This is a genomic window from Mucilaginibacter sp. (assembly GCF_964263795.1).
In the GTDB taxonomy this organism is placed as follows: Bacteria; Bacteroidota; Bacteroidia; order Sphingobacteriales; family Sphingobacteriaceae; genus Mucilaginibacter.
In genome coordinates this window covers 1-13,986 of sequence record NZ_CAXVWK010000058.1, presented here as the reverse complement: position 1 = coordinate 13,986, position 13,986 = coordinate 1, and the positions used below count along the sequence as shown (strand labels likewise).

The following is a 13,986-nucleotide window of genomic DNA, read 5'->3' as shown; positions in this document are numbered from 1 at the left end:
TCTTGTTAGTTTTGTAATTTAAGTTTGTTCCAAATGTATTCGCCTATCTGGCGGCCCTGCTTCGCGCCGGCATCAACACTTACTTTATAATGGATTCCGCCGTAATACCTGCTTAATGAACACTCGTCGGCAGCTTTTAAAAAAGAATCGAAATGGCGCTGCATGCCAATGTACCGAAGGTCGCTGGTATCCATATAGTCAAAATTATCGCCAAATAAATGGGTAAGTATCACTGCCGATGCGCCGCTGATATCGCTATGGCCACTCGGATACTCCGGAAACGGCGGGGTTTGCAATAGCGGCAGCCAGGTATGGTCTATCTTATCGTTTATAACCGTAACCGGGCGGATATATTGCGTAGTATATTTAACCTGCCAACCGCAAATAAAGGCATCATAAAGCGCTATTGAAGTTAGGGCGTAAGCCTGGGCCGTTTTAACCGCGTTGGCTTTGGTTTTTTTGCAGGCAATGGCCGTTACCCCCATCCAGTGGCCGCCGGGGGTGATCTTTTTGTTTACAAACATCATGTGGCCGTTGTGCTGGATCACAAAGGGGTTATCATCCCAGAATTTTGCGATGGTGATCTGTTCCTTCGTATTGTTTTTGCTTTGATTGTAAACAGCCATGTTCTGCTTAAAATACTCACTGTTTTTATCTTCGCTAAACGGCGGCGGTGGCGGCAGGGCAAAATCTGACGATGATTTGACCGCGAAAGTTTCCATAGTACCCCAGCAAAACTCTACACCGTCTAAATAGTCGGGTGGTGTTGGGTGCCATTTGCCATCATCGCTTGTTCCCAAAAAGCGCGGCTTACCACGTGTTTGCGGGTAATTGTCAAACGCTGCACGGCCCAATATGGCCTTGCCCATCTTTTCACCAAACTCTACCGATCGGGCATAGGTAGAATCGTCCAGGTTGTCCTGGTACATTGCAAATACTTTATTCTCATATTTCTTTAACGTATCTACAGAAAAGGTCACCTTGTGGGCAACGGTAAAAAATGCTTTGGTGGCAGCCAGCGTGTAGTTATACTTTAAACCTTTTTTAGGTTGCGGGAGGGGCTTAAATCCGTTTAACTGGCTTACTATAGATTGGTACTTAGGATCGGCAAAGCGCATGGCTTCATACGCTGCAAGCGATGTGTATCCATAAATGCGGCTGGCAACGGGCGGGCTAAACACATCATATATGATCACCTGCGTTAGCTGGTCTACATTTTCATGTAAAACCTGGGCGTCACTCAGCAATTTGCCCTTACCCTTTTGTTTACAACCTGCAAAAACCAATAAAAAGGCAGCGGCAAGTAATAGCTTAAAGTATCTCATAATTGGTTAGGCAATATATTAATTTAATGCAATACTACGGGTATGCCCGGCATTGTCTGTAACGGTAACCGAAGCCATTGCGGCATCGATATTAAAGAACCTTGCCGATTGTGACAAGAATGATCCGCCATTATAAAACTCCTGCTTTTCTGCCCTGCCATTTTTGTATTTGATAGTAGCAAACATATCCATTGGCTGTAATTGCACGGTACGTACAGGTTTCTTCAATTCAAAAACCTTCATGGCGCCTTTATACTGGGTAGCTGCCAGCATATATTTACCTTTGGCCCCCCTTAATTTTACCAGTGCCTTGCCGTTTCCCGGGATGTAAATACCACTTTGCTGAATGGTGAGCGGCTTAAATCCACCCTTACCGTCGCCTTTCAGCAGCAACCCGTTAAAGGCATCGTAACGGCCGGTGCTTACTTCGGTACCAAAATCATTGCCGTTGAGCGCCACATCCAGGTTGCCATCGCCGTCAAAATCGTCAACCACCATTCCGCTCAATTGTGAGATCTGCGCCTGCTCGGGCAGCGCGATCATTGTAAATCTTCCTTTGCCATCATTACGCAGGTAACATGATTGCAGCATGTTTGCCTTAAGCCTTAGGGCACCTTTGCGCATTTCCGGCGTCAATACACTATCCATGGTAGCGGTAGCGAACGATTTAAAATTCTGATACCTTACCCGCATGCTGATCACCTGCTTCACAACATCCTCGCGGGTATGTGCAGGGAATTCCTGCATCTCGCCTTGCTGATCTTTCAGGAACAGCGACGGGAAAGCATCATAACTATTGTTGTTATCAAAATCTTTGGCAGTAATATACATCGGATACTTATCGGTCGCTTTATAAAAAGTATTCAGGCCGGTGTTGCCAACTACATAATCAATATCACCGTCATGATCAAAATCGGCACCGGTAATGGTGTTCCACCATCCCAATTTATCGGCAATGCCGGTTGCAGCGGTGGCGTTTTTAAACGTACCGTGAACATTCTTCAGGAAGGTAACAGGCATCCACTCGCCGGTTATCACCAGGTCGGGCCAGCCGTCGTTATCGTAATCCGTAAACGCGGCATCACACACCAGGCCAATGTTTTTAAGACCCTTTGCTACTGTCGGCGTAACATCCGTAAAGCGGATCTGCCCCGGTTTGCTATCGTTACGCAGTACAAAGCTGGATACCGGTTTAGGGTAACTCCAGGGCTCTACCCTGCCTGAAACAAACAGGTCGAGCTTACCATTTTTGTCATAATCTACCGCTTTAACGCAAAGTTTGCTGGTAAAATTAGCAGGTAATGCATTCGGCTGTAAGGTAAAATTGCCCTTGCCATCGTTCATGTAAACCCTATCCTGGTAAGATTTTGAGCCGGGCTGCTCTTCATACCCACCGCTGGCGGCATAAAGGTCAAGGTCGCCATCACCGTCGGCATCAAACAAAAGCAAACCTTCATCTTTAAATTTCTCGCCTGGTGCGGCAGCTTTGATCATATCGCGCTGAACAAATTTACCGGTGGCTTGCTGCAAAAACAGTTGTGCCGGATACTTTGATGTACCGCCAACTACCATGTCATCAAATCCATTGCTGTCAACATCGCCCACGGCAACCGCAGGTGCATACTCCGATAATTTATGAGGGATAAGCTTTTGAATATTAAAATCTACAAAGTCTGTAGCCTTGTGCATGTAGTTGATACCCACATCCCGGGTTACCTCGGTAAACAAAGATTGGGTGTTAACTTTAGGGCTATCGAACGAATAATTTTTATTGGCATTGGCAATATCAACTTTTAGGGTCTGATCCGCATTGACGTTAAGCAATGTTTGCTGTTTCCCATTTTGCCACTTAATTACAACCGAATCGAGTTTAGTTACCTTGCCCAAACCAAAATTAGCAATATTCTGAATGGTAGACAGGTAGCCCCGGAAAGGCGTATTCTCGTAAACCTGGTGTTTGCCGTTGTTGTAATAAATATCTGCCCAGGTACCAATGCCATCCTTGTTTTGCCCCGGACCTTTAAATTGAATGTGCAGGTAATGATTATCTCCTTTATCCTTACTGCGTAAAGTATTGCGGTACACCGACGCCTCACCGTTAATATTGTTGATGATCATATCCATGGCGCCGTCGTTGTCCAGATCGGCGTAGGCAGCACCGTTAGAAAAGCTTGGCTCATCAATTCCCCAGGCTTTTGATACATCCTCAAACTGCAGTGTGCCTGTATTGCGGAAAGCGTAGTTGGGGATCTTCACTACTGGGATCTGTTCCAGGATCTGTTTTTTAGTTGCAACAGCAAATGATTCGTTACGGAAAGCGATGAAATCATGATCGGTAACATCGCGCGGATAACCGTTGGTTATTACAATATCGCGATAGCCATCGTTATCAAAATCCGTGATCATAGGCCCCCAGCTCCAGTCTGTCTGGGCAACGCCGCTCAGGAATGAGATCTCACTGAATACAGGTGCGCCGATAGAGTCGTTTTGCCCCAGGCGAGGGCCCTGGTTAAGCTGCAAGGTATTATGGTTATACTGGTACTGGTAACCGTACTGATCAAAATTCTGGTACAGTTGGTTAGATGTACCCGGCATAAACATCTTCTTCCGGTAATTATCCTCCGGGTCCATATCCAGTTCAAAAACATCGGCCAGGCCATCGTTATTAATATCCTGAATGTCCTGCCCCATTGCGCTGGTGGCCGTATGTTTAAAATATTCCTGCGTCCGGTCGGTAAAAGTACCGTCGTGGTTGTTGATGTACAGGATGTTGTTGGGTAAAAAATCGTTGGTTACATAAATATCTTTCCAGCCGTCGCGGTTAATATCTACAACGCTGGCAGCGTGGCCGTAGCCCTCTATCAGGATACCTGCTTCTTTCGATACGTTACTGTATACTCCGTGCTTTAACGCCGGGTTAAAATCGTTACGGTAAAGCCTGCCCGTACTGCGCGCCGAGCCATCTTTAAGCAACGGCCTGAAAGCACTGGTATTATCTGTAGCTTGCGCCTCGTTAACCGTAAGGTACATATCCAGATCACCATCGTTATCGTAATCAAAAAAAGATGCCATGGTAGAGTGGGTGTTGATATCCAGACCATACTCTTTGGCTAATTCTTTAAAATGCGGTACGCCTTCTTTGTCAGGCCCCTGATTAATGTACAGCAAATTCATCCGCTTAGCGGGATTATTCAACAGCGTATTACATACGTAAATGTCTTTATACCCATCGTTATTGATATCAAAAACAGCTACGCCCCTGCCCCATCCGCCGTTGCCGCCAACACCTGCCCGGGTGGTAACATCATCAAATTGCATATCACCTTTGTTGATATACAATTTATTTGATACCGTATTACCAATAAAATACAGATCCTGTAAGCCGTCGTTATTAAAATCGCCCACGCCTACGCCACCACCATTGTACATATTAAGCATATCCAGCGGATTGATAGAATCGTTCTCAACAATTTCGTTATTGAATTTGATCCTGGAGTGCGATGATGGTATTTTTTCAAACAGGGTAGCTTTTTTGCACGAAAAGGCAAAAAGCGCAATGGCGATGATCAGGGGTAATCTTAAAGCTCTCATTATAATAGGTCTGTAGCAAATATAAAATAAAAAAAGAGGGGAAGATAAATATCTCCCCCTCTTTTTAGTTTGGCAATTGCCTGCTATTAATAGCCAGGGTTTTGTTTGATATTGCCTTGAGTAACGTCTATCTGCTCTTGTGGGATAGGGTATAACTCATTTTTACCTACTGTAAATTTAGCTTGTTTGATCAACAAGATAGGGAAGTTAGGTACTGCATTCTCATGTGCTAAATAAGCATTGATTTGTGCACCCATGAAACCAGCACCCATAGGGCCACCGGTGATACCATCCCAACGTTGTAAGTCGAAGAAACGGTGACCTTCCATACCAAACTCTAAACGACGCTCAAAATAAACGATCTTACGTGCTGCAGCTTTGTCTGTAAACGCAGTAGCAGGGTATGTTCCAATTTTGTAATTGGCAGCCGGTGTGCTTGTGTAACCACCGGTTGGTTTACTTGCATCAATGTAAGTATGTACCCAACCTGTTGCATCAGCCGCACGGGTACGGATCTGGTTAACATAGGTACGGGCGTTTTCTAACGAACCAACTTCAATTTCGCACTCTGCAGCCCATAAAATGATATCGGCAAAACGGATAGCGTTGTAGCTGTTAGCAGTTGACTGATTTGCAGCCCAACCAGCGTAGCTATCTGAAGTTGTAGCTTGTGCAGCCTGGTAATAAACGTTTTTGATAGCAGTATACGGACCACCATCTTCCTGGTCACGAGCCCATGCTTTACCCGGGTGTAAACCCCAGTCAAGGTAAGGGATACCTCTGCGGCCAACTGTCCAGTCTAAACGTGGATCAACCGTTTCAGTAGATGGAGTGAACGGAGCCGACTCGCTGATACCCTGATCGTTTTTCAGATCTGAATTATTGTAAGTATCTAACAATGGTAAACCGGTAACTGCATCAGTTTTGTAAGCGTTAACCAAGCTGAATGATGGCTGGAAGAAACCACAGCAAGTTGCCGGGCCACCTGCACCAAAGTTTAGTACGCTACCACCGTTACCATTTAAACCGTTAGAACCATCTTTAACAGATGTTTGTACCACAAACACACCCTCAGGGCCGTTTTTGGTTGACGGGTTAAAGTTGTTTGCGAACTTGCCTAAAGTATATTTTGCACCACCGGCAGTAACACCGTTAGCAATAAGGTCTTTAAGGATTGTTAAAGCCTCAGCATATTTGTGATCATACATCAACGCTTTAGCCTGGAAAGCTTTCGCTGCCCATTTGTTTGCACGGCCTACCTGCGGTTGTGTAGCAGGCAAAACTGCTGCTGCTGCTGCAAAATCGGCAGTGATCTTGTCCCATATCGGGCCAGGGTTACCAATTGTGTAGTTACCGGCGTCATAAGTAACAGTCTCGTCAGCATAAGGAACGTTTCTCCACAGTTTAGCTAACTCGAAGTGGTAAAAAGCACGCAAGAAACGGGCTTCGGCAGTTGCCTGTGCAATATCGCCGGCTGTTAATGAACCGTCTTTTACCATCGCGATCTCGCGGATAACGTCATTTGCGCGTTGTACACCCGCAAAGTTCATTCTCCATTTCGGATCCAGGTAATCGTTAACACCATTCATTGTACGTGCCTCGATATCAGCAGCGCTTGGCTGGTCACCCGGGGTTGAGCCCTTGTGTGCATCATCTGCAGCAACACTACCATAAATCCAGTTATCGGTACCTGTACGCCAAGGATCGCCCTTTTGGCCGTTATAAACACCGTCACACAGTGCGTAAGCACCAATCAGTAGACCATCAACACCGGCTTTGTTGGCCAACACCGTTGTGTTTAACGATCCGGTAGGCGTTTTGTCCAGAAACTTCTTGCACGACATTGAGAATGCAAGTGTAGCAACGGAGCCTACAACAATCAATTTATAATTTAACTTTTTCATCTTATAATTTTTTTAACTTATTCTTAATTAAAATGATAAACGTACGCCTAAGATAAATTTACGCTCGTTGTTAGGATAGTTACCAAAATCAACGCCAGGGCTGTTACCGCCGTTGGCATCCCTGCTTAATGACTGGATTTCTGGATCTAAACCTGTGTATTTGGTAATTGTGAATAGGTTGGTTCCTTGTATATATACGTTTAATTTATCAACTCCGATTTTCTTGATTCCGCTGCCAAACGTGTAACCTAATTGAGCTACGCGCATTTTTAAGAATGAACCGTTTTCAAGATAGTAAGAGTTAACAACACCGGCCGAGCTGAATGTAGATGCTACCTCGGCAATTGGAGCTTTAGGATTTAGGTTAGTTGGGCTCCAAGAGTTAAAATACAGGTCGTTACCTTTGTTACCGGTTAAAGAGCTGTAGAAGTTTGTCCAGTATTTAACGTAGTTAAAGTTGTCGTTACCTTGTGAGCCGTAGAATACAGCGCTAAAGTCGAAACCTTTGTAGTTTAAACCTAAGTTTAAGCCGTAAGTGAAGTCTGGGCTACCTTTACCGAAGTAAGTACGGTCAGCATCAGTGATCTTATTATCACCGTTAACGTCACGGTATTTGAAACGGCCCGGAGCAGCATCAGCCTGTGCAGGTGAGCCTGCAACATCAGCAGCTGATGAGAAGTAACCGATTACATCATAACCATAGAACGAACCAATTGGGTGACCAACAGTTTGCCTTACGATATCGCCGATACGGCTACCCACCTGCGTAAAGCTGTAAGGAGCTGAATTGATGTTGTTTTTGAAGGTTGTAACGTTGATACCTACATTAAAGCCAAGGTCGCTGCCAATTTTATCACGGTAGTTTACCGATAAATCAAAACCTTTATTTTGTACCTCACCTAAGTTAACATATGGTTGTGCAGCACCACCTGTTGTCGCTGGCAAAGCCGGATTAAACAACAAATCAGACGATTTTTTAATATAATATTCAGCAGTAACATCTAATTTATTAAATAAGGTCGCGTCGAAACCGACGTTGGTAATCTTATCAGTTTCCCAGGTTGTTGCAGCATTACCAATTGTTCTGTTGAAGAAACCTTGAGTTGGCGAGCTGATAGAACCATCAATTGCGTAGAATGACGAACCTTTATTCAAACCGAACAAAGTTGATGCGTTAGCACCACCTACGTTGCCCTGGAAACCAGATGCACCGTAGCTACCACGAAGTTTCAAGTCGTTAACCCAGGTAACACCCTTCATAAAGGCCTCTTGAGAAACTCTCCAACCTAATGAGACTGAAGGGAAGTAACCAACTCTTTTACCCGGCGCAAATACAGACGAAGCATCACGACGGATGGTTGCACCTAAGATGTATCTGTCGTTATAGATATAATCTAAACGGCCAAATAATGATTGGATAGAAGTCGGCTGGAAGTTAGTACTAAACGGCGCAGTAACAGGAGTACCGTTAGCAACAGTTACAAATGAAGGATCTAATGACGGTAAGTTGTTAGCTGATGCCTGTAACTCGCGGCTTGAGTATTGTTTCTGCTCGTAACCGGCTAAGAATTTAACATTGTGTTTGCCAAATATCTGTCCGTAGTTGATAGTGTTTGTCCAGTTGTAAGCATTCTCGTAACGAGCATACTCGCTGAAAGAGTTATTACCACCATGAGCCTCACCGCTATCATATTGCCTGTAATTAATCGCCGTGTTGTAAGAATTTCTTACAAAACCACTAAATGCAGTACGAACTGTGAAGTGGGTTAAAATATCAGCTTCGGCAAACACGGTACCTTCCATGTTCCAGAATTTGTTTTGATTATTACGTTGTCTTTCCTGTAAAGCAACAGGGTTAATAGCATTACCTAATTGCGTAGGGCCTGCGTAAGTACCTGCATAGTTACCTGCAACATCGTAAATAGGGATTTGCGGCTCTATACGGTAAACTTCAGAAATCGCGTTACCTTCATTTAAGTTACCACCACCCGGTATACCACCCTGGCCGTTTGGAGACAAGGTATAAAACAAAGTTGCAGATTCACCAACACGGAAATGATCTTTAATGTTAAAGGTTGTATTAACACGAGCCTGTGCTCTTTTAAAGTAGCTTTCAATCAATGTACCTTTTTGATCAATGTAACCACCAGAGAAGTAGTAAGAGTTTTTGTCGTTAGCACCGCTACCAGAAATGGTATGTGATTGTGTAGAAGCCGGTTTAAATATGGCGTGGAACCAATCTGTACCGATGTTATTGTCATACTTCTGGATCAGGTAATCGTTGTTTGGGTTAAATTCGTCCAGTTTGTAGCGGGCAGCATCCACTTCAGGCGCACCTGCAGCAAACTGGCCTTTTACGTTAGCACCGTTAAAAGAACCCTGAGCACCGTAATCGGCAATGCCGCCGTTAGCCAGGAACAAGCCACTTTTAGGCTCTACCTGTTTAACAAGTGCCAGATAATCTTTAGCATTTAATACGTTGAAAGGGTTACCACCAAGCGGACGGGTAGTACCATAGTAAGCATCGTAAGTAAATACAGATTTACCTGTTTTACCTCTTTTAGTTGTAACCAAAACAACACCGTTACCACCGGCAACACCGTAAATGGCAGTTGCACCCGCATCTTTCAATACAGAGATCGATTCGATATCGTTAGGGTTAACGTTGCCCAGGTTACCACCTTGCACACCATCGATAACGATAAGCGGGCCAGAATCACCAAAGTTTGAGATACCACGTACCAGTATCTGCGCACCAGCACCCGGAGCACCCTGCGTTATAGCAGTTACACCCGAAGCCTGACCTTGCAAAAACTGCTCAGCATTACTGGTTGGGATTTTGATAGCTTCTGATACGTTAACAGTAGATACCGAACCAGAGATATCTTTTTTACGTTGCGAAGTGTAGCCGGTTACTACTACTTCATTTAAGCTATTACTTGCAGCTTGTAAAACGACTGAGATCTGGTCGCCCGAGCCTACAGTAACTTCTTGCGGGGTATACCCGATGTAAGATACAACCAATACGTTGCCGGTACTTACATTTAATGTAAATTGTCCGTTAACGTCTGTTTGTGTTCCGGTAGTGGTACCCTTGATACGCACCGAGGCGCCAACTACCGGCAACTTGTCGTCGCTGCCAGTAACACGGCCTGTGCGTTTTGTTTGGGCTGTAACTACCAGTGAAGAAACCATGCAGCACAGTAGCAGCATGAGCACTCTTCCTTTAAGGAGTAAACTTTTAAACATGAGATTGAGATTTAGTTGATTAATATATTTGATTTAAGATTTTAGTTCAATATTGGGTGTATGGTTTAAACGGACCGGTAGCGGCATTAAGGAAAAACCTAAACGATTTTTTTTTGACAAAGGGGTGAGATGCCCTTTTAATGAGAAGATTACGAAAAGAAAAGAATGTAAAAGTTTAATCATATATCTACGCTACTGTCCCGTTCTTTAATTCAGTTGCCCATACAATTAGCCCTGCTGTTTGTAGTGCCATTGATATGGTTGTTCGTTAAGTTTTGTTTGCTTTTCTTTCTACAGAAAAGTTTATAATGGTAATGCACTAATATAAATAGTGTGTAGAGGTTACACAAGTACGGGTTATAGAATTATGAATTATTTATTATTTGGATTAAAAAGTGTCGCTTTTTATATTTTATAACGTTTGCGTTAAATAAATATTAATAAATGTAAGTTTTTTGTAAAAAGTTGACAATGTAAAAAAGTTGTTATCCAACAGTTTTTACTTGAAAATCAAAGCTTTTACTTTAATTAAGCGTGATGTTTGGTTTCCCACGCAAAACTTTTTAAAATTTTACAGAAAGTAGTGGCTCATGTAGCACTGTTTATCAATTCAATATCAACCCCAAGTTAACAAGTTGTTACCAGCTCATATCAAACCAAAGCGGTAATGCAAATAGCCGCGAAATGTGCCTATCTAACGTTTGTATAAATCAAAAATGCCCTGGGGTTTAGCCAAGGCATTTTTTTCAGTTTTTTATATAACGGAAATTAGTGATATAGGGGTTATTTTTCCCATTGAATTTGAGCAGTTTTAACGTCTGTTGAATTGGTACCGATCTGAATTCCGAACTCCCCCGGTTCCCAATCGTACTTTAGCTGGCTGTTATAAAATTTTAATTGTGCCGGGGTAATATTAAATGTCACATCCTTTTTTTCCCCAATTTGCAGCATTACCTTTTTAAAACCTTTCAATTCCTTAACTGCACGGCTTACACTGGCAACAGGGTCACTGATATATAATTGTACCGTTTCTTCTCCCGCATATGTACCGGCATTGGTTACGGTAACTGTAGCGGTTAAAGTTTCGTTACCTTTTAATTTGGTTTTGCTCAGTTTAATATTGCTGTAATTGAATTTGCTGTAACTTAAGCCGTAACCAAACGGAAACAACGGATCGTTGGAAATATCCAGGTAGTTCGACTTGAATTTTGTCGGGCCATCGCTGTAAGGCCGGCCGGTATTTAAGTGGTTATAATAAATAGGTATCTGCCCAACCGAACGCGGGAAGGTTGTGGTTAATTTGCCCGAAGGGTTGTAGTTACCAAAAAGCACATCGGCAACAGCATTACCTGCTTCGGTACCTGGTGCCCATACATCTAATATAGCAGCCGCATTTTCATTTTCGGTAGTTAAGGTAAGCGGGCGCCCATTAAATAATACAATTACTACCGGTTTGCCTGTTAGGTAAAGCGCCTTTAACATTTTACGCTGGCTTTCTGGAATGCTGATATCCGACCGGCTTGACGATTCGCCACTCATGCTTTGCGATTCGCCTACAACGGCAACAACTACATCAGCCTTCTTAGCCGCCTTAACTGCATCATCTATCATCTCATCAGGCGATTTAGCATCGAGGCCAACCATACCCGGGCCAAAGTTAAGCCGTTTTATAAAAGTGGTATCATCTGTAATGTTCGATCCTTTTGCATAGCTCACTTTAACATTATCGCCAACAACGTGCTTGATACCTTCTAATACACTTACCGATTTTTCCCACTCACCGGCAATTACCCATGTACCCAGCATATCGCGTTTGTTATCGCCCAGCGGGCCAACAACTGCAATACTGCCTCCCGATTTTTTTAACGGCAAGATCTGGTTGGTATTCTTTAATAACACAAATGAGTGCTCGGCAGCTATGCGGGCGGCTTTGCGGTTCTCATCGGTAAAAACGTCGGTTTTTTCTTTCTCCGGGTTGATGGATTTGTAAGGGTTATCAAACAGCCCCAATTTATACTTAGCCTCTAACACGCGGCGGCAGGCCAGGTCGATATCAGCAATGGTAACTTTCTTTTCATTCAATGATTTTTTTAGCGTGCTTAAAAAGCCCTCTCCTACCATGTCCATATCAAGGCCGGCTTTTAACGCCAGTGCCGATACCTGCTGCAGATCGCCCAGGCCATGGTTGCTAACTTCGTTCACCGCGGTGTAATCCGACACTACAAAGCCCTTAAAGCCCCACTGATTACGCAGCAAATCTGTCAATAACCAGCGGTTGGTAGTAGCAGGCACGCCGTCAACTACGTTAAAAGAACTCATAAAGCTGCCGGCACCCGCGTCAAGCGCTGCTTTGTATGGCGGCAAATAGTCCTGATACATCCGCAGGCGGCTCATATCAACAGTATTGTATTCACGGCCTGCTTCGGCACCACCATATAAGGCGAAGTGCTTTACGCAAGCCATAACGGCGTCGGCATTTTTCATGCTGGTACCCTGGTAACCGCGTACCATAGCGCCGGCAATCTGGCCGCCTAACCATGGGTCTTCGCCGCTACCTTCAGATATACGGCCCCAGCGTGCGTCGCGGGCAATATCAACCATTGGCGAGAATACCCAGTTCAAACCTTCGGCAGTGGCCTCCTTTGCAGCGATATGAGCCGAGTTTTGGATAATCCCCAGGTCCCAGGTTGCCGACATCCCTAACGGAATAGGGAATATGGTACGATGGCCGTGGATAACATCTAACCCAAATATCAAGGGTATATGCAGCCGGGTAGTTTTTACCGCTGCATCCTGTGCTTTGCGCACATTTTCTGTACCGTATAATCCAAATATGCCGCCTATTTGCCCTTTGGTAATGCCATTGTCAATACCGTTATTAGTAACAGAGCCGGTAATGGCCATACCGCCTGTAACTAAATTCAGCTGACCTATCTTTTCATCGATGGTCATCTTTTTCATCAGCGTGGTTACAAAAGCGTTCATTTCTGCATCTGCTGTTGGGGTTTGTGCAAAAACCGGCATGGGCAAAGCAAGCAATGCAACAGCCGCTATATTTAGGAAGGGTTTGTTTGTAAAAAATATTTTCATTTGGGGTACGTATAATTATATCTAGGCTGTAACAACAATAAATAATGTAAATGTTTGCATTATTAAAGTATGTTAAACTTATTAACTATAATTGATTATTAAATTAAGGTAAACTACAGGTGTAATTGGTACACAATTGTAGATATAAAATATAAACAATCAAAGTAATTTTATTAGAATAGCTAAATGTTGACTAAACAGGAACTGGAAGATTTTTCGGCCGAGGCGTACCGTATTTACCTCGATCATATATCAATTGATTGTGTGGTATTTGGTTTTCATGAGGGGCAAATGAAAGTATTGATGCTAAAGAGCAAAAACGAGGAAGGCTGGCAGCTTCCCGGTGGCTTTGTGCTCAAAGATGAGCCGATTGACGATGCGGCAACCCGTATCCTGGCAACACGTACCGGTATCGATAAGATCTTTTTACAACAATTCAAGGTGTTTGGCAACCCCGGCCGTAATAAGCAGCATAACGAGATGTATGATAACCTGATTGAACGCGGGAAAAATTTCTTCTCACATCGCTTTATTTCGATAGGTTACTATGCCCTGGTTGATTTTTTTGACGTGATCCCCACACCTGACCAATTCTCTGACATTTGTACCTGGCGGGATCTGGACGACCTGCCCCAGTTTCTGCTTGATCACGAATTGATTTTTAAAAGCGCCCTGGACACCCTGCGCGTGCAATTAAATTATCAGCCTATAGGTTACAACTTAATGCCCAAAGAATTTACAATGCCCGAGCTGCAAAAATTGTACGAAACAATTTTAGGGACCAAGTTAGACAGGCGCAATTTTCAACGCCGTATGCTGGGCTTCGG

At 43.9% G+C, this 13,986-nt stretch carries 6 protein-coding genes; 1 reads left to right on the top strand and 5 read right to left on the bottom strand.

All coding sequences use genetic code 11. From position 1 onward, the window contains the following. Nucleotides 1-5: 5 nt before the first annotated feature. From ACE5CV_RS10820 to bglX, 5 genes are all read right to left on the bottom strand, one after another. Nucleotides 6-1,325: a vanadium-dependent haloperoxidase gene (locus tag ACE5CV_RS10820; protein ID WP_374950186.1), complete on the bottom strand. Its 1,320-nt coding sequence runs from the start codon at nt 1,323-1,325 to the stop codon at nt 6-8. Between the two features lie 18 nt (nt 1,326-1,343). Beyond that, nucleotides 1,344-4,916 (bottom strand): VCBS repeat-containing protein, encoded by a 3,573-nt coding sequence (locus ACE5CV_RS10815; protein WP_374950185.1) that lies wholly within the window; start codon nt 4,914-4,916, stop codon nt 1,344-1,346. An 86-nt stretch (nt 4,917-5,002) separates the two neighbouring features. Further along, nucleotides 5,003-6,820, bottom strand: coding sequence for a RagB/SusD family nutrient uptake outer membrane protein (locus ACE5CV_RS10810; protein ID WP_374950184.1), 1,818 nt, complete (start codon nt 6,818-6,820; stop codon nt 5,003-5,005). Nucleotides 6,821-6,847: 27 nt separating this feature from the next. After that, nucleotides 6,848-10,069 (bottom strand): SusC/RagA family TonB-linked outer membrane protein, encoded by a 3,222-nt coding sequence (locus ACE5CV_RS10805; protein ID WP_374950183.1) that lies wholly within the window; start codon nt 10,067-10,069, stop codon nt 6,848-6,850. A gap of 783 nt (nt 10,070-10,852) precedes the next feature. Continuing rightward, nucleotides 10,853-13,159: a beta-glucosidase BglX gene (gene bglX, locus ACE5CV_RS10800; RefSeq protein WP_374950182.1), complete on the bottom strand. Its 2,307-nt coding sequence runs from the start codon at nt 13,157-13,159 to the stop codon at nt 10,853-10,855. Nucleotides 13,160-13,345: 186 nt separating this feature from the next. On the opposite strand from bglX, the gene ACE5CV_RS10795 reads away from it, so the two are divergent. Continuing rightward, nucleotides 13,346-13,986: NUDIX domain-containing protein (locus ACE5CV_RS10795; RefSeq protein ID WP_374950181.1), on the top strand; the 641-nt coding region annotated here is incomplete at its 3' end.